The following is a 21,291-nucleotide window of genomic DNA, read 5'->3' on the forward strand; positions in this document are numbered from 1 at the left end:
TAGTACCCTCGGGGACCGTTACATATGAGGTGTTAACCTTACATTTAAGGAGTGAGAAGCATGGCGAAGCAATTGCTGTTTAATGAGGAAGCCCGCAAGAAGCTGCTTTCCGGGGTTGAGCAGATTTCGAGTGCGGTGAAGGTAACGCTTGGTCCTAAGGGTCGCAATGTCTTGCTTGAAAAAGGGTACGGGGCTCCCACAGTCACGAAGGATGGGGTTTCCGTTGCGAAAGAGGTTGAGCTCGAAGATCCGTTCGAGAATATGGGTGCACAGCTTTTAAAAGAGGTGGCTACGAAGACGAACGACGTAGCTGGGGATGGCACAACTACTGCGACGGTATTGGCGTATTCGATGGTGCGTGAGGGTCTGAAGGCGGTTGCTGCCGGTATGACGCCCCTTGAGTTGAAGCGTGGTATGGATAAGGCAGTTGCGATTGCAGTCGATGACATTAAGCAAAATTCCAAGGGTATAAAGAGCAATGAAGAAGTCGCTCATGTAGCGTCAGTATCTGCGAATAACGACAAAGAGATTGGAAGGATTCTGGCAAGCGCAATCGAGAAGGTGGGGAATGACGGGGTCATTGACGTTGACGAAGCCCAGACAATGGAAACGGTGACGGAATTCGTTGAAGGGATGCAGTTTGATCGTGGGTACATCTCGTCCTACTTCGTCACTGACCGAGATAGGATGGAAACGGTGTATGAAAATCCTTACATCCTTATCTACGATAAGTCCATCTCGACTATGAAGGATTTGCTTCCGCTACTCGAGAAAATTGCGCAAACAGGTCGCCCGCTGCTCATCATAGCTGAGGATGTCGAAGGCGAAGCACTGGCTACGCTGGTGGTGAATAGTCTTCGGGGAACGCTGAAGACGTGTGCGGTGAAGGCTCCCGGTTTCGGCGATAGGCGTAAAGAAATGCTTGAGGATATCGCGATTCTTTCGGGCGGTCAGGTCATTTCCGAGGATTTAGGATTGAAGCTAGAGTCCGCGGATATTGCGCTCTTAGGTCAGGCAAAGAGCGTGAAGGTAGACAAGGAGAATACCACGATTATTGACGGGTCGGGTAAGTCGAAGGATATCAAGGATCGTATAGAGCAGATTAAAAAGCAAATAGAGGCCTCGACTTCAGATTATGACAGTGAGAAGTTGAAGGAGCGCTTGGCAAAGCTCTCTGGTGGCGTTGCAGTTATCAAAATTGGTGCAGTCACCGAAGTGGAAATGAAAGAGAAGAAGCACCGGGTTGAAGATGCCTTAAATGCGACACGTGCGGCAATAGAGGAAGGTATTGTTGCTGGTGGTGGTTTAGCGCTTATTCAGGCTGCGGCGGCGCTCGAGAAAGCTGATTTGAGTGGACTGACTCCAGATGAGGCGGTTGGTTTTAAGATTGTGCGTCGTGCTCTCGAGGAGCCGATACGCCAGATTTCAGAGAACGCGGGTATTGATGGCGCAGTTGTGGCAGAGAAGGCAAAGGAGAAACGTGGCATCGGTTTTGATGCATCCAAGATGGAATGGGTTGATATGATTAAGGTCGGGATTATCGATCCGGCGAAGGTTACACGTTCAGCACTACAGAACGCGGCTTCGGTTTCTGGGCTTTTGTTGACTACCGAATGTGCAATTGCTGCAATTCCCGAAAAGAGTTCCTCTACACCGCCAGCTCCTGACATGGGAGGTATGGGAGGTATGTATTGATCTAGTTAGCGCCGGTCGATTGGTCATACGTAAGGGCATGATCTCTTGAGATGAGCGTCTCCCGTGGATCTCGGCCAGCGTGTGGTGCGGGTAATTCCCCTGGCGCCGCTTCCGGTCCGTGTATACAACGCCGGTGGTCTCCGTGTGGATTTCTTTCCGCGGTTTTTTGGGAGGTCTCCTCAAGGGGTCGGCGTTGGGTTTGCGAGGTTGAAACTTAGCGCCTCGGTCGGGAGCAATGGCTTTCGGTTGACGCGTGCGGTGTGGATCTTTTGGTTGTGTTTCCTTGTTTCAGGCCTGTCTCGGGCTTTTCTGGTTTACTTTTTGAGTGTGATCCGGATCTAGGGATTCTTTCGACTTATGGGCGAAGATCTCTTGCCTGGCCGAGGGATTTTTCTTTTCCACGCGTGCGCGTTGGCGAGTACAACGGCGCACGCGGCACAGGCCGCGGTCTCTGTGCGCAAGGTCCGTCTTCCCATGTCTACTGCTCTAAATCCCATGGCGGAGAAAAGTAAACGTTCAGATTCGGTCCATCCACGCTCACTCCCTATTGCAATCCACAGTACATCCCCGCGCAGCGCGGCGCTTCCTAGATCGGTTAGGGTGTTCTTAGTATCAAGTATTAGTTTTTGGTGTGTGCTGTCGCCGAGTATGTGGGTGTGTTGTGAGCAAAAGGTGCGCACCGACTCCGAAACAGTAATGAGGGGAAGTTTCGTGCCTCCTGCCTGTTCTAGGCCACGTATGAGGTACGTGTGCATTTTTTCCATGTGAGCAAGTCCTGAGTCTAGGTAAGATCGCTCCCCTAATTCCGTCCCTACAAGATGGATAGAGGAGATCCCGAGGCTGGACACGTCGCGTAAAATGCGCCTGAGCTGAATGGGACGAGGGAACCCTATGACAAGATGAAGGGGGAAAAGGGCACAATCTTCGTATTCCAGTTTTTCAAAAACGGCTACGAGATACTTTTCTGTGGCTAGGGAGATGCGTGCAGAACCTTTCACCCCATTAATAATCCCTGCTTTGAAGCAGGCTCCCGCACTCAATTTAAGCACACGCTTGATATGGCAAAATCGACTATCCCTGAAAGAAAGTACAGCGCAACCGTGCACTACCTCTTCCTGTTCAAAGAGAACGATATTCATTTGTCATTTCTTGTGTGGGTAAGAAATGATCGATAGCTTTGATAGCAAAGAACGAGCATGGTGCCGAAAAAAAACACAAACATCCAGGTGTCAACATAGAACACTGGCCTGATGACGCGGATACCAATATCAGAAAGAATAGTGCGTCCATGTAGGACAATGTCCCAGGAATTCCAGCGCAAGAAACGCCCCAGATATATACCGAATGCACAGAGATACAATTCAAATACTGAAATTATGAATGGCCTTTTGATATGAAAATCACGGGCTAATATGCTTTCAATAAGGTGAAGGCTGACAAACGCGTAGAACAAACCAGTGAAACTATAGGCGAGTAAAATAATAAGGTCATAGTAAAGCAAAAATGACTTACCCTTTCCCAAGTGGATAATATCGGTAAGGATGTACGGAGCGTTGGGGAAAAACAATAGCCAGAGCAGCATAAGGAACAGCTGTACACTGCGGACAGCGAAGCGGCGCACGTGCAAGATAGCCGAGATGAGCCAGGGGATGAAGGCAAGAACCAGATTCCACACAAGGAAAGAAAGGAAATTATCCGCCGCCACACAGCGCCTTCCAAAGGAAAGAAGTAGACAAAAAACGGACATGGCACACAGAGTCCCCGTGCCCCGTATGCCAAAAAGCCTCCTTAAGCAAGAGTACATGGCGGTGAGTGTACAGAAAAACGCATAATGTGCAAAGCGGTTGTTATTGCGAGGGTGTCACCTGTTTTGAACAGGCACGATAAATCCTGTTAATGTTGTGTTTCATCCTTTCGTAGTACGAAAGGTTCTCCTCGTTTTTTTCCATAGTGTAGATGGTTTCAACTGAAGCACCAATCTCTTGCGCAAGAACGCGAGCGACTTTTTCACTAGGACCACGTTCACTAAAAATGGTCCGCACTGAGTGTTTTTTGCTAAATTCGACGAGCTCTACGAGTCTCTTGATGGAAGGTTCTTCTGTGTTAAAGACGTCCTTTATACTCTTTTGCTGGAGGTCAAAATCCCTGCACAAGTAACCAAACGCCGCATGCGTGGTCACAAAATATCGATGAGATAAGGCTGCAAACTTGGAGCGGTATTCCTTGTACAACGCCTCAAGCCGTGCGGCCGCATTACGGGCATTCCTTTTGTAGAAGCGCGTATGCTGCGGATCCGCCTTACACAGTGCCTTTCCGATGGTACGAAGCATCGTTTGAGCGTTACATACGCTGAGCCAAACGTGAGGGTCGTACGCAGACCCGTGCGATGCATGTGCATGTACATGGTGCGCCGTATGCCCACGTGTGTGAGCCTTCAGCGGAACAATGCCCTGCGCAGCTTCTACGCGTATACTGCCGCTATTACGTGCAGCATGGAGTACCGAGTGTATCCAGGGTTCCATGCCAAGACCATTATACACGATGACCTTGGCATCACTAATGAAGGCCATGTGTTTTGCTTTTGGTTCAAAGTCGTGAGAGTCAACCCCATCAGGAACGATGGACACTAAATGAATTTTTTCTCCACCTACCATCTGTGTTAACTCTTTGAGAGCATTAAATGTCACCACAACAGGCAGCTTATCCGTGTGGGTTATGCGAGAAGGTGTTGATAGCGAACACGCCTGTGCAAGAAAAACCACCCCCGCAAGGGCGGCAACTACTGAGCAGCGTTGCATGATGGCTCCTTTGAAGGGGCTTCCACCCCAAACGGGCGCGTACTCGCACACTCTCTGCAAAATATGCAATTCCTTTTTAGGATGTTGAACGGGAATTTCTTCGAAAACCATGGTAGAGAGACAATTTGCATTGTGCAGCTGTGGTCTCTTTTTTCTCAGAGACAGTAGTGTTGCATTCATAAAAATAGAGTATAACCATGCGCATCATGGCTAGTCCCTTCGCGGTGCTTTTACAAAACGTTAGTTTCAGGTACACCGCAGACGCGCGCTTTATACTGCACGAGGTGGATCTTGCAATACCAAAAGGCGCGTACCTTTCCGTTGTAGGAGAAAATGGTAGTGGGAAAAGCACGCTTGTGAAGCTTGTCCTCAAATTACTTAAGCCGAGCACCGGTACGATCGCTCACTTTGTACAGCGTGTTGGTTCTGTTCCACAGACAAAGATGCACACGCTCTATTTTCCGCTTACGGTATATGAAATGCTTAACTCGTATCGCAGACTTCTGCGCATATCGCACAAGTGGGTTGTCGATGCTGTGCTGGAGGAGGTGGGTATGCGGGGTGCGAAAAAAAAGCTTGTGTATACCCTCTCTGGAGGAGAATTACAGAAGGTGTACATTGCGCGGAGCCTGATCGGAGATCCTGATTTGCTGGTGCTCGATGAGCTGTCAACAGGTATTGATTCTCGAGGACAGAAAGATATTTACGCTCTGCTGAAGGGATTGAACACATCACGTAACGTAACGGTTATATCGGTGGAGCATAATCTTGATGCAGCGATTACAAACTCTACGCAAATTTTTCATCTCAGCGAAGGACATGGCCATTTGTGTAATCCTCAGCAGTACGTCAGTGAGTTTTTGGATATGCAGAAAAAAGATGCGCTTGCCTGTGCGCAGTGTCGGAGTCGGTGATGTTGCAGTACGCATTTATGCGCAACGCTTTTGTTGCTTCTTTTCTCATAGCCTTGTTGTGTCCTCTTGTGGGGATGCACTTAGTGCTCCGCCGTTACGCGCTCATGGGAGATGCACTTGCGCACGGTTCACTTGCAGGAGTATCTATTGCCGTTTCGTGCGGCATCCATCCAGGATGGGGATCCTTTTTTTTCACTGCCTTGGTGGGGGTTTTGATAGAGTTTTTGCGCGCCTTTTTCAAAAACCATCATGACCTGATTCTTTCAATAGTACTCTCCCTGAGTGTGGGTATTGCTGTCACGCTGTTGAGCTCTGGGCTTATCCAGGCGGATATAGACAGCTATCTGTTTGGCAGCATACTGGTTGTTTCTACACGCGATTTGTGGATCATGCTCGCACTCAGCGTGTTCTGCGTAGGTACGCTAGCGTTGCGCTACCATCAGCTGCTGTACTTGGCATTTGATGAAGAGACCGCGCGTATCTGTGGCGTCGCAGCAGACGGGATAAACTACGTCGCGTCGGTGGTAATTTCAGCGACTATAGCAGCTTCTATAAAGATTACCGGTATTTTGGTGCTGAGCTCGCTCATGACCGTACCGGTTGCGACAGCGCTACAGCTGCGGGTGGGTTTCCTGCTTACGTTGGTGGCGGCGTTTCTATTTAGTATGCTGGACACGGCGCTGGGTTTGGTCTTCTCGTATTACTTGAACGTGGCCCCAGGGGGATTCACCGCACTGGTCTCGGTGGTGGTACTGATGTTGGTTATCGCGCTCACACAGGTGGGCCGCGCCCGCACGTAACCGGCTGGACGGGGTCCCGCGGAGCCCACAACCCACCCTGAGCTGGCGACTCCAGACTGACCGATTAGCCAGTCAGACTCACACGGGACCAGGGACACCTGGCGTCAGTTACAGCTTGATTTCAGCGGCACAAGGCTCCCCACGCAGCACCGTGGTGCAGGCGTCAAGCGAATTGAATACCATGTTCTCTATCGCTGTTTCTGTGTAGAAGGCGATATGAGGGGTATAGATGATACGCTCATGTGCGACAAGCCGAGCATAGACCGTATCGGTAATAGGGTTGTTCCCGTTGTCTTTAGGAATATACGGACCCTCAAACTCGTACGCATCCAGTGCAGCACCTGCAATCTTGCCTTTGTCCAAGCTGTCTAAGAGCGCCTGACTGTCGATCACTGCTCCGCGTGCCGTGTTCACCAGGTACACGCCATCTTTCATCTGCGCGATTGTTTTCGCATTGATCAGGTGATGACTGTCCTTTGTCGCAGGCATGTGCAAGCTGATCACGTCGCTAGTGGACAGCAGCTCGTCCATACTCACGTAGGTTAACCATTCCTTTGCGGCATCGTTCGGGTACGGATCAAAACCAACTACCTGAGCACCAACCCCTTTGAAGAGCCTTGCTGCTGCCTGTCCAATCCTGCCCGTTCCCAAGATACCTACGCGTGAGCAGCGGAGCTCCTTCGAGAGAATTGGTTTTTGCCAGCGAAAATCACGCTTCCTTACAAAAGTTTCAATCTCGCGCGCATGTCGCGTCAGCTGCAACGCGGCGGCGAGTGCATATTCCCCGATAGCATTCGGTGAATAGGACGGTACGTTCGTCAGCCGGATGCCGTGCTTTTTCAGCAAAGTTGCATTATACATATCAAAGCCTGCGGTACGTGTGGAAAGGACTTTTAGTTTGCACGCACCCATGTAGTCATACACCTCGTCTTCCATAGCGAGAAACTGCATAACCACGAGCCCTTCATACCCCTTAAGCAACTCCTTGTTCTTTGCGGTCAACGGTTCCTCGTAAGTGTCCACGACTACCCCTGGATGGGACTGCTTCCACTTCTCCACGTAAGGGGCTTCTTCTTCTCGAAGATTAAAGACAACACACCTCATTTCGCACCTCCTTGGTAAGGCAAACAACATTCCTTACCCACGTTCTGCACGTATCTCACGCAGGACCTGGGCGGAAACACATAACATATAGGATATCTACCCTTGTTCGGGGATAAAGAGTTCTCTCCGGTAAAGTTTGAGGCGGTCAACGAGAATAAAGTCGATAAGATACGCAGCAAGGAAGGAAAGAACGAAATACACGAGGAAAAGAATACCCGCGCGCACCATAGGAGTGTACGCCATAAGCCTGTAGGCGTTGATCGGTCCAACAAGTCCAATAAAACCGAAGCCTGCGCTTGCAGGAGTACCCTGCAGATTGAAAAGCCACGCGAGCACGCCGCAAACGAGGCCATTGAGCAGGAGCGGAATATTGAGAATCGGGTACCGGATCCAATTTGGCATGAGCATTTTCATCGCTCCTGCGAACATCGCCAACGGAACACCGATCTTGTTGACGCGCATGGTTCCCACAATGAGGGTCATGGCGCAGGAGGAGACGCCGATGTTTGCTGCTCCACTTGCCAGACCGGTGAGCCCCACGGCGATTCCTACCGCGACGGAAGACACAGGGGAGATGATGATGAGCGAGAAAGACATGGACAGCAGGATACTCATGAGTAATGGCTGGAGCGCGATGAACGTGGCGATAACTCTGCCGACGAAAAGCGTAATCATTTTTACGTAGGGCAGGGAAAAGGAGCCGACACCCCCTGCGACAACAGCTACGATAACGGGCAACGCGATGATGGTCAGCGAACCAAGTTTCCCCCGCAGAGCACGGACGAGTATGATTGCAAGTGCAGATATGAGCATAACATTGATGACGTCCCCGATACCGGTGATCAACCAGGCGCCATTTTGAAGCGTGACATTTCCTGAGGCAATAACAGAAACAAAGGCGAGGGTAGCCACTTCGGGCGCGGAGCAGTGAAACTGAAGTCCAACAAGGGTACCGATGAGAGCCGGTACACTGAACTGTATGGGCAGCACCACATGGTAGAGCGCGGCGAACAGCGGCGAAAGCGGAGCAAGCGCTCTGAACAACTCCCCCGCGATAGCGGGGGGGACAAGACCGATGACGATCCCGGCAGAAGACCCGTTGAGTATTTTCATCATGAACTGCCTGGGGCTGAGGCTTTGCGTGTGCATGAGACGCTCCTTACGGAGAGACTTAAAATGGCGCGGACTGCAGCCAGTGTGAGGCAGGAGAATAAACCGTGTCAACAGTTTTATTTTGTTTTGGATGAAAAAGCGTTGCAGTCCCCACTGCGGGAGAACCCTTCCAAAAACGTGCGCACTATCCCTGATGCGGGCGATGAAAATTCCTCATTTGGGCATGCCCGTGTGATTGCGTGAACAGCAAGTGCAGTCCGTAGATCATTTTGGATGTGTCGCGTATAGTCCGCGGCGTGAAATATCGTGCCATTACGTACTCGTATGTCTTTGCTTTTGCCCTTTCTGCTGCGGTTTCACACACTGCGCTCCCGGCGCCTCCTTCGGCAGAAAACGGAGTGCTCGATCTCCGTCAGTGGGATTTTTCCTCTGGTGATGCACTGCTTTCTCTCTCGGGAACGTGGGGGTTTCACTGGAACGAGTTACTTACTCACTCAGCTGAGCAGCCTGCTGCGTTTATGACCGTTCCCTCCCTGTGGACCAAACCGCGGGGCGCGGTTCAGATACCCGCTATTCAGGCGTATCCTCACTACGGATGTGCCACCTATACGCTGAAAATCTTGCTTCCCCCTCGCGCTCCGTCGCTTGCGCTGTCCTGCGATACGCTTAACTACGCAGCAAGAATCTACGCAAACGGGCATCTCTTAACAGAACTTGGTACCGTTGCGCGTAACCGAGCAGATGCCGTCCCCTACGTCCACCCTGCCGAAGTGTGGTTGCCAACGCACGAACCTGAAATTGACGTGTGCATTCAGGTAAGCAATTACCACAGTCTAAGACCGGGCATTGTCGGTGAAGTTCACTTGGGGTCTGTTTCGCGCGTTCGTACGCGCGTGCTGCGCAAGGACGTGCTTGAGGCGATGACAATTGGTTTTGCGTTTACGATATTCGCGTATTACCTGGCAATGTTTTGTTTCCGGCGATTGTCCTCCTGCAGCAGAAAGTCTTATGCGGAGAATGAGCGGGCAGATACTGCAGGGGTGTTGGGAGTGAGCGAAAAGAGCCTGTATGCGTGCTCGCTTTTTTCGTTGCTGATTGTGGTTCGCTTGCTGCTGACGGGGAATGCGTTTCTGCCACGCTTGATCACGATTGGGTGGGACCCGATGGTGCGGTTAGAATACCTGACCCTGGCGTTCTCGGGGGTGTCCTGTTTGTACTATCTTTCTACGTTGTACCCTGGGCTTGTGAATCAGAGTTTTGTGGTGGCGTTTGGTGCAGAGGGGCTTGCGTACGCGGTGATTATCCTTTTGCTTCCCCCTGCCTCTTTTGCCCGATTACTTCCCTTACAGCAACTGTTCGTATTGCTTTTGCTGGGTATTGTGCTCTGGGTGATGTGCAAAGTCTTGTACCGCAAAAAGCGTGGCGCGGTGCCTTTGAGTATGGGGGTGCTGGTGTTAGGCGTCACAGCGCTGCACGATGTGCTCCTGGCTGTAGGGGTACTGTCAGGAGCTCCCCTGTTGATTTTTGGGTTTGTTGGATTTTTGGTTACGCAAACTGCGCTCATCGAGTGGCAGGTTGTTTTGGATGGGCGGACTGCGCAGCGGCTTTCTCAGGACTTATCTTCCTCGTCGCAGCGTTTGGAGCGGTTGTTTGGTGAAGTTCGTCGCACCGCGCAGGAGCTTTCGCACAATGAACAGAATCTGACCGAGACCATGGATCGTGCAGAGCAGGTAGTGCAAGACTTGACGCGCTACACGGGTGCTGTACGCGAAGAGTTAGCGGTGCAGGGGGAAGGGTTTTCTCAAACGCGTGTGGTGAATGAAGAGCTTGGTTCCTCCTTGCGAGAGTTGGATGAACAAATGGAAGCACAAGGGGAACGTGCACGAGAAGCGCTTGAGGCAGTTGAGCGTCTCGGGAGTACGGTGCACAACTTGCGGGGTAAGTTTTCTGCAGTGCACGCAGATTTTGAGGCAATTACCACGGCAAGTAAAACCGGCAAGGAATGCGTTGGCCGCATGATGGAGGTGATCGAAGAAATTACGAGTCGGTCGCGTGGTTTGGCGGTGACGAATGCGCTGGTGGTAGATATTTCAGGACGGACGAATTTACTTGCAATGAACGCAGCGATTGAGGCTGCACATGCAGGTGACGCAGGACGCGGTTTTGCGGTGGTAGCGGGGGAAATCCGCTCCCTGGCAGCGCGAACAGCAGCTGAGTCTGGTGCAACGGGAAAAATGTTAAAGGAAATAGAGGCAGTGATTGGAGAATCAGGGCACGCGTCGGCAGGAGTTGCCCAGAGTTTTACAGACATTAGAGGAAAGGTGGACGGTTTCAGCACCATCCTTGCGGATATTTCCGGTGCCGTTCAGGTGGTGGGAGAAGAAAATGAGCGTACCGTTGAGCGTATGCGCACGGTGACAGGGCAGTTATGTACGGCGCGTGAGCAGGGGAAAGTGATAGCAGAGGTATGCACGCGAGGTGCAGCTCATGCTGAGCGGTTGACACGAGATGCGCAAAAGGTGTGCGCAGAGGTCGAGACGATGATCGGTAACGTGGAAGTGCTCACGGAAGTGGTTGCACGAACGCGGGCAGTTGAGTTGCATACGCGGGAGGTAATCGCCCGCCTGAGTGGGCTCTTGGACAGCAATATACCAACGGACGAACCTCAGTCGGAATACAGGCACGGGGGGGGGGTAGGAGGAGCCTACAGGTAGCGTGAACCGCATGCTGTCTCTGAGCGTGCAGTCTCAGCGAGCGCCGGCCTCCCCCTCCCCCTATGGACTGAAGATTGACAAAAGGGTTTCGCCTGACTATGCTCGGGCGGGGGTGCGCTCATGAGTCAGGAGATCGGTATCAAGCTCGCGGACGGGTCTTTTTTCCCTCTCTTTACTGCAGAGGGTGCGCAGCGCACAACGCTCGAGCTCGTTACCGCGAATGACCAACAGTCTCGTGCTCTTTTGAGCTTTTTTAAACGGGTTTCTCCTGGCGATGGAGAGGCGTCGGTCACCTCTGCAGAACTTGAGCCTATGGGTGCGCTTTCGATAGACACGTTGTCCGTTGCTGCGGCGGGGGGAGCTACTATTCGCCTCGAGGTTGAGTGTGATGGGAGTCGGTGCCGTGCGCGTGCGACGGATGTAGGTTCTGGTGCTTTTCAGGAAACCTCTTTCTCCGTGTTGGAGAGATCCTCAGGAGACGCGACACCGGATGAGCAGCCTGCTGCTCAGATCGAGCATGTCAGTTCTTTCCCTGAAGACGAGGGAGGGGATGGTTCTACCCTCACGAGGAGACGACGGATTTTGTTGGCAGTGTGCGCATTTCTCATTCTGCTCGGTGGTGTCTTGGTAGGTTGGGTTCTGTACATGCACGGCGCCTCTCGTCCTGCGGTCGTGCCGTCACAAAAAGTTGAACTGCCCAGGTCTTCTGCGCATGTTGCAGCGCGTGAGCTTGAGCGTACTGCGGTTGAGGCACGTGTCGTCGATCTCCCATCTGAGACTGCTCTTCCAGAAACCCACAAGGAAAAGGACGTCCCCCCTGCGTCTCCCGGGGCTGAAACGGCTACGAGTGCAGCGGCAGAACCTGTAGAGGAGTCTGGGTCTGGATCCGTCAAGGTTGTGCGTTATACGGTCAAACGGGGGGATACGCTCTGGGATTTGGCGCGGAGTTATTACAAGACTCCGTGGCGCTACATGAGAATTGCTGAGTTTAACCGACTGAAAAACCCTGATCATATCGTTGCAGGAACCTCAATTGAAATTCCGTCACGGTAAGCATCTCGTGTGGGGAGGTGGCTTTTTCTCTCTCTTACGGGAGGGCAGGTTGTGCCTGCGCGTGTGGTGCGTGGTGTGTGTCCTTGTCTCGTGGGAGGGCACTGTGTGCGCGCGCGGCGCTAGGGAGGTTGATATCCCTCAGTTTTTGAGAGACAAAAACTACACTCCGTTTCTAAAGCCAACAGATGAGTTTCTCGAGCAGGTCGCCGCGCGGGAAGGTGCAAGTTACTTCATTGGGTTACACCTCAAGCGGGCCAAGTTTTCCGAAGAAGCTCACGAGTACTTCGTACGTGGCGCAGCGCAGGCCGCACCGTACCGCCAGTTATGTGCGCATGAGGCACACAATACAGGGAGTCCACTACAGCGTCTCGCCTTTATTGAAAAACAGCTGCATGTCCTTAATGCAGGCAGCGATGCGCGAACCAAAACGCAGCAACAGACACTTCGCCTTTTGCGTTCAAGGGTGCTCTTTGAACTCGAACGCTACTACAGTCTGAGAACGGTTGTTGAGTCTTGGTACAACGATAGGGCACTTGCGCCCCATACGAGTGCACAATTTGCTGCGCTTATTGCGGCACTGCCGGATCTGCCGCGTATCTTTAAGGAAGTACATGGTGCTCGTGTGGACGTCTTTCACAGGAATTACAAACGGGGGTGGGAGAGAGTGCGATTGTTGTTGCGCTCTTCTGCGTGGCACACGCGGTACGCTACAAATTCGGTTCTCTCCGATTTTGGGAAAGCAGCGCTTTACGGTAGTGAAAACAGTGTTAAAGCCGCGCAGGTTTTTCTTGACCATCTTGCACATCTATCGCGCTCAACGTTGTCCAATGCGGAATTAGAGGCACGACTGCGTTTTTATTGCTATTTTTATGCGGCGCGTCTTTACTCGCGGTCCGCTTCTCACAAGAAGCAAGCGCTTCCCCTTTTCAAAAAGGCAGAGAAAGTGGCCACAAGGCGGCAAGATGCTGATAATGCCCTGTGGTATTACTTGGACGTACTGCGTGCATTGGACTTTGATTCTTTCTTTAAGGTGCTTGTTGAAAGTGCACCACGTTGGCGTTCGGATTCTTGGTTTTCTGACCTTGTCGATTATGCAATTGTCCAGCTGACTACGCAGCAAGATTGGGGGCGTCTGGCTACACTGCAAGAGGTGCTGACGCATAGAGCATTACCCGAGCGCTCCGCGCGCGTTACGTATGTCCTTGCGCGTTCAGGTACGCTTTCAGAAGAGAGTGCGCGCCGCGCTTACCGTACCATCTTCGAAACTGCGCATTCTTCCCTTTACTATCGTGTTCTTGCTGCATGTGCATTGGGCATTCCTCTGGAAGAGGCTTTGTATAAGGTGCGGAGTAAGAGAACACCGCATCCTTTTCTTACCCCCGATGAGTCGCGTGCTATTCTCCAAGGTTATGTAGACTATCACTTGGACGATATGTTCTACCAAGCTATGGTACAGTTCTATCCTGACATTCCTCTCCACCTTGCAGAGCATTTTGCGAACGCACACATACAAAGATCACGATGGTCCGATGCCGTGCGCATTCAGTCGTACGCAATACGCTCTCACGGTGCGCGCTATTCTGTAGAACACTTGAAGATTGCGTACCCGCGTCCGTGGCTTGACGTCATACAAGGCTATGCAGGGAAGTATCATATTGAGGAGTATCTGCTGTTTGCGCTCATCCGGAGTGAAAGTCTGTTTCAGCCGCAGGTTATCTCTCGGGCGGGCGCTGTAGGTCTTGCTCAATTGATGAGGCCAACCGCTTCAGATATCGCTCGTAAGCTCAATATCGACACCTATGACTTAACTGACCCGGATATCAATGTTAGATTCGGCAGTCTGTTCTTTTCCGATCTCATTCGTCGCTTTGATGGCTCCGTGTTCTGTGCCCTGTTCTCCTACAATGCGGGACCGTCGCGCGTCCGCAAATGGAAAAAACAGAGGGGAAGTCTGCCCGATGATCTGTTCCTCGAAACCCTGCCTCTTGCAGAACCTCGGGAGTACGGGAGGAAGATCCTATCCGCAGCGGTGATGTACGGGTACCTTTATTATCAGAAACAGGCTTCAGATGTTGTGTGTGCGTTGCTTCCTGAATTCTGTCGTGCTTCCTGATTGAAGCCTTTTGCACCTTTCTTCTATAATCCGCTGCCCATGGGTTTCAGATTTTCTGACTATGACGTTATCGTCGTCGGTGGTGGACACGCAGGTGCCGAAGCGGCGCTGGCCGCTGCCCGTATGGGGGAGCACACGTTACTCATCACTCAGACAATCGATAGTATCGGCAGGCTCTCATGTAATCCTTCCATTGGAGGAATTTCCAAGGGGAATATTGTAAGAGAAATCGATGCACTCGGCGGAGAGATGGGAAAGTTTGCGGATGCATGCATGATTCAGTATCGACTGCTCAACAAAAGCCGGGGCCCTGCAGTGCAGGCGCCGCGTATCCAAGCAGATAAGTTTTTGTATGCCCAGAAGGTGAAGTATACGTTGGAATGTACGCAGCATCTTCACCTGTATCAGGACACAGTGGTAGACGTTGTGTGTTCCAATACCACTGATGCAGGATATGTAGCGTATGGGGCAGCGCATGCGGTAGTTACCGCACGCGGCAGACGCATCTCTGCACGTGCGGTGGTACTGACTACGGGGACCTTTATGGAAGGGCGTGTGTATATTGGGGAATATGAGGCACCTGAAGGCCGATTAGGGGAACATGCCGCTGAAGGGCTGGGAGCTGCGCTGAGAAAAAAGGGGTTTCAGATGGGACGGCTGAAGACGGGTACGCCCGCGCGCGTACTACGAAAATCTGTAGATCTTTCGGTAATGGAAAAGCAAGAAGCCGACGCTATCATGCGTCCTTTTTCCTTTGCTCACGTGGAAATCAATCGTCCACATGCGGACTGTTATATTAATTACACCAATGAGAGAACGCATCAGCTCATCCGTGAGAATTTTCATCGTTCTCCATTCTTTTCTGGCAGAATAAAGGCGGTAGGGACACGATATTGTCCGTCTATCGAAGATAAAGTGAGGAAGTTCCCCGACAGGATACGTCACCAGCTGTACATAGAACCGGAAGGATTAGATACGGAAGAGTTATATATAAACGGGCTTTCATCCTGTTTGCCAGAGGATATACAGGATGAAATGATCCGCACTATCCCTGGTATGGAACGCGCGGTTATTACGCGTCCTGCATACGCGGTGGATTATGCGGTGCTATTCCCTGTACAACTTGGTATTGATTTGCAAACAAAAAGGGTGAGCGGGCTCTTTTCTGCAGGTCAGATTAACGGAACATCCGGCTATGAAGAAGCTGGAGGTCAGGGTATTATCGCCGGGATTAACGCTGCGCTGTACGCGCGCAGTACTAAAACCAAAGAGGAGTATCATCCATTTGTTCTGAAACGCGACGAAGCATATATTGGCGTCATGATAGATGATCTTGTAACACAAGGAATAGACGAACCCTATCGGATGTTTACCGCGCGTGCGGAGTATCGTTTGAAACTCCGTCACGATACTGCGGATGAACGTCTTACAGAAAAAGCTTACGCCATTGGGCTGCAGAAGAAATCTGCTGTAGAAACGTTGCAAAAAAAGATGCGTACGAAGCACGAGATCTTGCATCTGCTTCAGACCAACAAAGTTAGTCTTACCCATGCAAACGCATATGTTCAGCTGAAGCCGCATATAGGTAAATCGTTTGCAGCTACGCTACGTGATCCGGTAATACCTCTTGGGCTTATCGCTTCGCTGAACGAGCAGATAGCGCAGTTCCCTTTGGAAGTGTTCCAGTCGGTTGGGGTGGAGATACGCTACGAACACTACATCGCTGCACAGGATCAAAGAATTGCACAAGTGGAGAAAATGGAAGGAATAAAGATACCAGCGCATTTTGATTACGCGCGTATATCAGGTCTCTCTGTAGAATCCCGTACACGATTGGAACACGTTCGCCCGGACACTATCGGGCAGGTTGGGAGAATGCGCGGAATCAGACCCTCTGACGTAATGCTGTTGCTCGCCCACTTAAAGCGGTAGCAGCTACCGCAGAGATAGAAGAACCGCCTTATCAGGCAGGTGTTTGTACGTACTTTTAACGCACAGCAAGGAGCGCTTCGGCGTGAAGTTCGGTGATAAGGCCACAGGAAACCATATCAAACAATTGTTCGCTATTTGTTTTTCCAAAAAAGAGAAGATCGTCAGTTCCTAACCCAACACGGACCCCTGCATCCATCATTTTTTTTATAGGATGTTTTTCTAGGCATTCCACCGCGTTGAGCATGACATTACTGGTTGGACATACGTTACAGCGAACTTTTCTTTCAGCTAGAAACCGCAAAACGTTCTCGTCAGTAGCGGCTCCGATGCCATGTTGGACTTCGTCCAGGTTAAATATTTCGACAAAGTGCCGTACCGATTGCGCATCAGAGAACTCGCCTACGTGGGCTTTCTTTTTTAAGTGATACTTCTCGGCCAGTTTAAAAATATAGATGAAATCTTCGATTCCTTCGGAAATCTCTGGACCGTAGAGGTCAATATTTTCAAAGATACCGCTTCGCATCATGGGCTCAGCCCACTGTTCTACGAAGCTGCGCTCTCGTATTTTGGAGATACCGAGCTCAAAGTGAAGGGTAACATTGCGCTTGTAGCGTCGATGCAGATCGCTTAAATCACATAAGAAATGATCCAAATTTTCTTCATAATGGGTGATAAAGCCAATATCAACTGATGTCTCCATTACGACGACATTGTCTGCAATGGCATCCTCTATGGACATGGTAAACAAATTCAACACGTCTTGCGCAGTTTTACACTGAGGACGCGTGTACTCACCAATAATTTCATGCATTTCGTCGAGCCCGCGCATTTTACGTGGAAAGTTTGGAATGACTACTCCTGACCATTGCTTATATCGTTCGTATTTCATACTCAAATTCAGATGCGTGTGCACATCTGCTTTTGGCTGTGATCGATAATATTCAAGACTCTTCATTCTGCATCCTCTTGCGTAAAACAATAGATAATGTCGAGCAATGCTATGCTTTTAACGGGTATACTCGTTTCCTATATTCAATGGAGACTTATAAAAAATCAAGTATTACCAAACGTTCTGCATTTACGAAAATTTCCTAGAGGAGGTGGGCTAAGTAATGGTATTGGGCAGGGAAACCTGCGAGTGTGTTCTATACGACGGGACAAAGACAATCAGCAGCACGAACAGATCAACGTCCCCTTGCTAACAAACCCCACCACGCTCACATCGGTTGTACACGCGAACACACTGCACATGTGAGTGTGGTGTTACGAGTGGGTGCAGCGACTTAGGTGCGCCACACAGGCTACGTGTGTAACGATCATTCCTCAAACGTCAAACAACAGCGCAATCGTCCGCAACGACCCATCATCTGGGTTGAACGAAATAATAGATTTTTTTCCTTTACCATTTTTACCGAGACTGGACGCAACCTGCTGAACACTGAGCAACAACATAGCGCGCGCCCGCAGCAGTCAATTCCGCCTACTATCCGCGCTTCTTCCCGTTCATTTATCTGTCGCAGTTCGACTCTCGTACCAAATGTAGCTCCTAAGTCTCTAACTAATTCTCTGAAATCAACACGTGCTGGCGCACTGTATAGAAATACCACGCGTGCTTCTTCTAAAGGATAGTGACAGCAAATACATTTCATCTCAAGTTGATAGTGCTCAATGCGATCCCGAAAAATCATTTCCGCAGCACGTTCCTTTTCCCTATGTATGTGCCATGTGCACAAATCTTGGTCTGATGCAACACGTACCACACTCGCGATATCGGTTTGTACCGGTGTACGTATACGCCCTACGCACCGAGCAATGTCGTTGCCATAACGCGTGGGTACCACGACAAAAGTGTGCACGCGTAGCGCCGCGTGAAAACGCGCATATAACACTTCGCGGGAGTACTCAAGACGCAACTGATATAAAAACTCTCCTTCCTCCTCCATGGGCTGCGGCGGAAAGGCAGGGGTGGAAGCACACGCTGTGCAGGGGTCAGCATTTGGGCTCAGTTTAGGTATCATGATAAGTTTCCTTAGTGCTAGATCAGTAGGTCCACGAGCATACCGTAGATTTCCTCCGTTTTCTGTAAAACCGTGAGTTGATCTACCTGGTGAGACATGAGCTCCCTTACAAAGGAAGCCAGCTTTTGGTCAATGACCTTTATTTTTGTAAATATTACCGTATCAGGCATACCTGTTCCCCTGTCTATCCTGATACTGCTTTTTGACTCAGTGGTGTAATTGTGCTTAATCGCGTATTGGACAAATTCTTTGACCGCCTGTTTATATGCGGCGATGGTTTCTAGCGTGCGCGTGTTTTTTAATATATCCCCTGTGGAGCATAGGCGATCTTGCAGATACGCCAACCGTGTCTGATGTTCTTCGTGAACAAGAGACGGATCCTGCACTGCAGAGTGCGGGTCCGTCTTAGGATATAGGAGGGAGAGAAAGCGCGCAGCCTGCAGGGGCCGTTTTTCTTTTGACTTTTTTTTGGCTCTCTCAGGAGGAGCGAATGCGGACAGTAAAGACGTAGAGTCAGAATTTCCTACGCGATATCCCATCCGCTTTATCCTGACTTGCTGTACTTGTTGTATCCAAACGCAGACGTATGAATACTTTTACGACCGAGATAGGCCTTGAGCACTTTGTTGAATCCCTCTTGATCTGCCACTGCATAGCAAAAACCATCCAAAAAAGCTTGCTCGTCCACCACAATTTTTCGGGTAAGCACTGCGCCCAGAATAACTCCAGAAGGGAGCACCTGCACCGCCTCTGACGCAACGATATCTCCTTCAACCATTCCTCCTACGATGATGCTCCCTACCCGTATGACGCCGCGGACACGCGCGCGCTTCCCGATTACCACGTGCCCTGTAGTGATAACGTCCCCATCGACATCCCCTTCAATGCGAACTGAACCGGGGACAACAACGTTCCCGCTGATACGGGAGCCTGCACCAATAAGCGTGTTCATGGAGCGACGCTCAATCTTTGCCATGTATTCCATCCTGTTGAGACACTATCCTGCCCCTGCAGTTTTGACGTTGAGGTATTTACCAGGATCGACAACGTCAGAGCCGATATGTATTTCATAGTGCAGATGTGGACCAGTCGCTACACCCGTGGCGCCGATATAACCGATGATTTGTCCTTGTCGGATGTGCTGCCCACGGGTGACGGTGTAGGATTGCATGTGCGCGTAGCGGGTATAAAACCCATGTTTGTGCTTGATAATAACGTAGTTTCCCCAACCCGAATCGTATTCTACCGTCACCACATGTCCGTCTGCAGTGGCAACGATAGGATCCCCTGAACGGTGAGTGGATAGATCAATACCCTTGTGTACATACCACTGCCCTGTAAATGGATGTCGGTTCTTGCCAAATGCCATGGAAATGTGACCTACGCCTCCCTTTATGGGCCACAGGCTGGGAATGTCAGAAAAAAGTGCTGTTTGCGAATTGAGCAACTTTCCTATCTCCCGTACTGGCTGCACAGAGTTCTGAAAATAGGCGGCTATGCGCCGCAGTTCCTCTGGCTCCGACCCAACGCCCTGCGCGTTTTTGCCATGCTGTTCTGTCACTCCAACGTTTCCCTTTTGTGCTCCATCCTTTGCTGACGCATCATCCGGCTCGTTAGACTGGTTTGTGTCGGATACACTTCGTACTGGTTTTTCTGCCCCAGATTGGAGCCCACTGAGGCCAACCTGAGAGAAAGTTTGGGAAAGGGAAGTCTGGAACGCCTTAGAAGTGCGAATAAGTTCTGCTGCTTCTTGGCGCAGGAGTGCAAGGTGCACCTGCGTTCTGTCCACCTCTGCGCGGACCGCCGCCAGGCGACGTGCGGAGGTGACAGACTGATGGGCAAACCAAAAAAAAGAAGCCAACACGCCAACACCGCACAGAAGAACGCACAAGAGCGTGCGAGCGGTAGTACAGAAAGTCCGGGCCGCACACTGAGAGTGTGGTACTAACATGACGGTGAGTTCTGCACGGCCTGCGGCGCCCAGGCGCGCTGCGGCTTCGCGTACAAGCCGCGCACAACGCGTACACCGGTCAATACAAAAACGAACGAACGCGTACTCAATACGCTTGTATCTTCGGATGCGTGCCATGCGCAAGACCTCTCCGGGGAAAACGGTATCACCGCGGTTAGATACTGTCAAACCGTGGAACTACGGGACGGTCTGAGCACGAGGACGCGGGCACCCAACCCAAGCTTCGGTTCTACTTGCTCTTTTCTTTAAAGAGGACCAAGAGGGCACACGAGCCCCAACCCTGGCCAGGAGCGAGCACTGGCTTGGCCCCCGCGCTGAGGGAAAAGCGGGAGGACTTTTCCGTGCTGCTATAGCTGATTGTTGATATCAGCCAACGTTTTGCGCAGGGCAGGGTTCTGCGCGTAGTAGTACTGCTCGAGCTCCGCTGCAGTAAGCCCAGAGAGCTCGTGGCTCATGTAATGGAACCACTCGTTATCTGCCTCGCTACGTACCTCGTGCTTGATGCACCAGTAGTCCGGCAACACCGGGGGCTGTTTTTCTCCCACGAATACTTTGTAATTGAAGACAGCCACGCGGATGTCGCCACGCGCAAGGCCCTTTTGCATAAGCAGGGAAGCGATGTAGTTGATGGTTGCGCCTGAATCGAAGATATCATCTACGATGAGCACCTTATCCCCGACGCGTAGGTACTCAGGAGGGTAGGTCCAGCCATCTACGCTGATGACGCGCCGCTTACGCAAATCACAGTGCGAGTGAGCAACTACCGCTGCGTACAGGATAGGAGGCTCTGCCTTGTACGCGATGGTTAAATACTCATTGAGCACGTTACCCAGATATACTCCACCCCGTATGGGGACGTACATAACCGTTGGCACGAACCTGTCTGCCACGATGCGCCGGGCCATACCGAAACCCTCATCACGGATCACATTGTACGGAATAAATCGCTTTTTCACGTTAGCCTCTCCTGCACGAGCACGAAAACACCCTACATCTAATGCTTTTTTAGCATCATGGCAAGCTCTTTTTCTATTCGTGTCGTGGCCTGGAACTGTCTTTGTTGAA

The 21,291-nt window shown here is 51.1% G+C and carries 19 protein-coding genes; 8 read left to right on the plus strand and 11 right to left on the minus strand.

The features are described from left to right. Positions 1-60 precede the first annotated feature (60 nt). Both groL and TPANIC_RS00155 read left to right on the plus strand, forming a co-directional pair. On the plus strand, positions 61-1,695 hold the full coding sequence (groL, locus tag TPANIC_RS00150; RefSeq protein ID WP_010881479.1) for a chaperonin GroEL: 1,635 nt from the start codon (positions 61-63) through the stop codon (positions 1,693-1,695). A gap of 63 nt (positions 1,696-1,758) precedes the next feature. Then, complete coding sequence (locus TPANIC_RS00155; protein ID WP_010881480.1) at positions 1,759-2,037, plus strand: hypothetical protein; 279 nt, start codon at positions 1,759-1,761, stop codon at positions 2,035-2,037. Here the strand turns inward: TPANIC_RS00155 and TPANIC_RS00160 are convergent. The 3 genes from TPANIC_RS00160 to TPANIC_RS00170 are packed head-to-tail and all read right to left on the minus strand — an operon-like array spanning position 2,034 to position 4,493. Continuing rightward, positions 2,034-2,834: a 16S rRNA (uracil(1498)-N(3))-methyltransferase gene (locus TPANIC_RS00160; RefSeq protein ID WP_010881481.1), complete on the minus strand. Its 801-nt coding sequence runs from the start codon at positions 2,832-2,834 to the stop codon at positions 2,034-2,036. The two genes, TPANIC_RS00155 and TPANIC_RS00160, sit on opposite strands and share 4 nt — an antisense overlap. Continuing rightward, positions 2,831-3,499 (minus strand): DUF1361 domain-containing protein, encoded by a 669-nt coding sequence (locus TPANIC_RS00165; protein ID WP_014342238.1) that lies wholly within the window; start codon positions 3,497-3,499, stop codon positions 2,831-2,833. Before TPANIC_RS00165 ends, TPANIC_RS00160 begins: the two co-directional genes overlap by 4 nt. A gap of 43 nt (positions 3,500-3,542) precedes the next feature. Then, the gene (locus tag TPANIC_RS00170) at positions 3,543-4,493 is read right to left on the minus strand and encodes a metal ABC transporter substrate-binding protein (protein ID WP_010881483.1); all 951 of its coding nucleotides are present in this window, start codon (positions 4,491-4,493) and stop codon (positions 3,543-3,545) included. Positions 4,494-4,690: 197 nt separating this feature from the next. Between TPANIC_RS00170 and TPANIC_RS00175 the strand changes: the two genes are divergently transcribed. Both TPANIC_RS00175 and TPANIC_RS00180 read left to right on the plus strand, forming a co-directional pair. Beyond that, the gene (locus tag TPANIC_RS00175) at positions 4,691-5,407 is read left to right on the plus strand and encodes a metal ABC transporter ATP-binding protein (protein ID WP_010881484.1); all 717 of its coding nucleotides are present in this window, start codon (positions 4,691-4,693) and stop codon (positions 5,405-5,407) included. Beyond that, positions 5,407-6,207, plus strand: coding sequence for a metal ABC transporter permease (locus TPANIC_RS00180; protein WP_010881485.1), 801 nt, complete (start codon positions 5,407-5,409; stop codon positions 6,205-6,207). The genes TPANIC_RS00175 and TPANIC_RS00180 overlap by 1 nt, the downstream gene beginning before the upstream one ends. Positions 6,208-6,315: 108 nt before the next feature. On the opposite strand, the gene TPANIC_RS00185 is transcribed toward TPANIC_RS00180, so the two are convergent. Both TPANIC_RS00185 and TPANIC_RS00190 read right to left on the minus strand, forming a co-directional pair. Next, positions 6,316-7,311 carry a D-2-hydroxyacid dehydrogenase gene (locus TPANIC_RS00185; protein WP_010881486.1) on the minus strand — a complete coding sequence of 332 codons (996 nt, stop codon included), beginning with the start codon at positions 7,309-7,311 and terminating at the stop codon, positions 6,316-6,318. Between the two features lie 96 nt (positions 7,312-7,407). Continuing rightward, positions 7,408-8,460, minus strand: coding sequence for a PTS sugar transporter subunit IIC (locus tag TPANIC_RS00190; RefSeq protein WP_010881487.1), 1,053 nt, complete (start codon positions 8,458-8,460; stop codon positions 7,408-7,410). Between the two features lie 233 nt (positions 8,461-8,693). Here TPANIC_RS00190 and TPANIC_RS00200 point away from each other — a divergent pair, with 233 nt between their 5' ends. The 4 genes from TPANIC_RS00200 to mnmG all read left to right on the plus strand — a co-directional run bounded on the left by TPANIC_RS00200 (position 8,694) and on the right by mnmG (position 16,236). Next, entirely contained in the window at positions 8,694-11,138 is a 2,445-nt protein-coding gene (locus TPANIC_RS00200; RefSeq protein ID WP_014342242.1) for a methyl-accepting chemotaxis protein, read from the plus strand. 120 nt (positions 11,139-11,258) lie between these two features. Beyond that, positions 11,259-12,191, plus strand: coding sequence for a LysM peptidoglycan-binding domain-containing protein (locus TPANIC_RS00205; RefSeq protein ID WP_010881491.1), 933 nt, complete (start codon positions 11,259-11,261; stop codon positions 12,189-12,191). A gap of 7 nt (positions 12,192-12,198) precedes the next feature. After that, complete coding sequence (locus TPANIC_RS00210) at positions 12,199-14,304, plus strand: flagellar assembly lytic transglycosylase (protein WP_375162271.1); 2,106 nt, start codon at positions 12,199-12,201, stop codon at positions 14,302-14,304. Positions 14,305-14,343: 39 nt separating this feature from the next. Next, a complete protein-coding gene (gene mnmG, locus TPANIC_RS00215) occupies positions 14,344-16,236 on the plus strand; it encodes a tRNA uridine-5-carboxymethylaminomethyl(34) synthesis enzyme MnmG (RefSeq protein ID WP_010881493.1) in 1,893 nt (630 codons plus the stop codon). 55 nt (positions 16,237-16,291) lie between these two features. Here mnmG and TPANIC_RS00220 read toward each other — a convergent pair whose 3' ends face one another. The 6 genes from TPANIC_RS00220 to TPANIC_RS00245 all read right to left on the minus strand — a co-directional run bounded on the left by TPANIC_RS00220 (position 16,292) and on the right by TPANIC_RS00245 (position 21,182). After that, the gene (locus TPANIC_RS00220) at positions 16,292-17,191 is read right to left on the minus strand and encodes an adenosine deaminase (RefSeq protein WP_010881494.1); all 900 of its coding nucleotides are present in this window, start codon (positions 17,189-17,191) and stop codon (positions 16,292-16,294) included. Between the two features lie 361 nt (positions 17,192-17,552). Further along, the gene (gene ricT, locus TPANIC_RS00225) at positions 17,553-18,179 is read right to left on the minus strand and encodes a PSP1 domain-containing protein (protein ID WP_237249921.1); all 627 of its coding nucleotides are present in this window, start codon (positions 18,177-18,179) and stop codon (positions 17,553-17,555) included. 92 nt (positions 18,180-18,271) lie between these two features. Beyond that, positions 18,272-18,793, minus strand: a complete 522-nt coding sequence (locus TPANIC_RS00230; protein ID WP_010881496.1) for a YaaR family protein — start codon at positions 18,791-18,793, stop codon at positions 18,272-18,274. A gap of 5 nt (positions 18,794-18,798) precedes the next feature. Then, on the minus strand, positions 18,799-19,230 hold the full coding sequence (locus tag TPANIC_RS00235; RefSeq protein ID WP_010881497.1) for a bactofilin family protein: 432 nt from the start codon (positions 19,228-19,230) through the stop codon (positions 18,799-18,801). A gap of 21 nt (positions 19,231-19,251) precedes the next feature. Continuing rightward, positions 19,252-20,343: a M23 family metallopeptidase gene (locus TPANIC_RS00240; protein ID WP_014342245.1), complete on the minus strand. Its 1,092-nt coding sequence runs from the start codon at positions 20,341-20,343 to the stop codon at positions 19,252-19,254. A 230-nt stretch (positions 20,344-20,573) separates the two neighbouring features. Continuing rightward, entirely contained in the window at positions 20,574-21,182 is a 609-nt protein-coding gene (locus TPANIC_RS00245) for a phosphoribosyltransferase (RefSeq protein ID WP_010881499.1), read from the minus strand. Positions 21,183-21,291: the final 109 nt, after the last annotated feature.

The sequence above is a fragment of the Treponema pallidum subsp. pallidum str. Nichols genome (assembly GCF_000410535.2).
GTDB lineage: Bacteria > Spirochaetota > Spirochaetia > Treponematales > Treponemataceae > Treponema > Treponema pallidum.

What these genes read in the sequence shown, in the direction of transcription:
- TPANIC_RS00240 (WP_014342245.1), bottom strand. Translation starts at nt 20,343, where the DNA reads ATGGCACGCATCCGAAGATACAAGCGTATTGAGTACGCGTTCGTTCGT.
- TPANIC_RS00175 (WP_010881484.1), top strand. Translation starts at nt 4,691, where the DNA reads ATGCGCATCATGGCTAGTCCCTTCGCGGTGCTTTTACAAAACGTTAGT.
- TPANIC_RS00220 (WP_010881494.1), bottom strand. Translation starts at nt 17,191, where the DNA reads ATGAAGAGTCTTGAATATTATCGATCACAGCCAAAAGCAGATGTGCAC.
- TPANIC_RS00235 (WP_010881497.1), bottom strand. Translation starts at nt 19,230, where the DNA reads ATGGCAAAGATTGAGCGTCGCTCCATGAACACGCTTATTGGTGCAGGC.
- TPANIC_RS00190 (WP_010881487.1), bottom strand. Translation starts at nt 8,460, where the DNA reads ATGCACACGCAAAGCCTCAGCCCCAGGCAGTTCATGATGAAAATACTC.
- TPANIC_RS00170 (WP_010881483.1), bottom strand. Translation starts at nt 4,493, where the DNA reads ATGCAACGCTGCTCAGTAGTTGCCGCCCTTGCGGGGGTGGTTTTTCTT.
- TPANIC_RS00160 (WP_010881481.1), bottom strand. Translation starts at nt 2,834, where the DNA reads ATGAATATCGTTCTCTTTGAACAGGAAGAGGTAGTGCACGGTTGCGCT.
- TPANIC_RS00180 (WP_010881485.1), top strand. Translation starts at nt 5,407, where the DNA reads ATGTTGCAGTACGCATTTATGCGCAACGCTTTTGTTGCTTCTTTTCTC.
- TPANIC_RS00205 (WP_010881491.1), top strand. Translation starts at nt 11,259, where the DNA reads ATGAGTCAGGAGATCGGTATCAAGCTCGCGGACGGGTCTTTTTTCCCT.
- mnmG (WP_010881493.1), top strand. Translation starts at nt 14,344, where the DNA reads ATGGGTTTCAGATTTTCTGACTATGACGTTATCGTCGTCGGTGGTGGA.
- TPANIC_RS00165 (WP_014342238.1), bottom strand. Translation starts at nt 3,499, where the DNA reads ATGTACTCTTGCTTAAGGAGGCTTTTTGGCATACGGGGCACGGGGACT.
- ricT (WP_237249921.1), bottom strand. Translation starts at nt 18,179, where the DNA reads ATGGAGGAGGAAGGAGAGTTTTTATATCAGTTGCGTCTTGAGTACTCC.
- groL (WP_010881479.1), top strand. Translation starts at nt 61, where the DNA reads ATGGCGAAGCAATTGCTGTTTAATGAGGAAGCCCGCAAGAAGCTGCTT.
- TPANIC_RS00185 (WP_010881486.1), bottom strand. Translation starts at nt 7,311, where the DNA reads ATGAGGTGTGTTGTCTTTAATCTTCGAGAAGAAGAAGCCCCTTACGTG.
- TPANIC_RS00230 (WP_010881496.1), bottom strand. Translation starts at nt 18,793, where the DNA reads ATGGGATATCGCGTAGGAAATTCTGACTCTACGTCTTTACTGTCCGCA.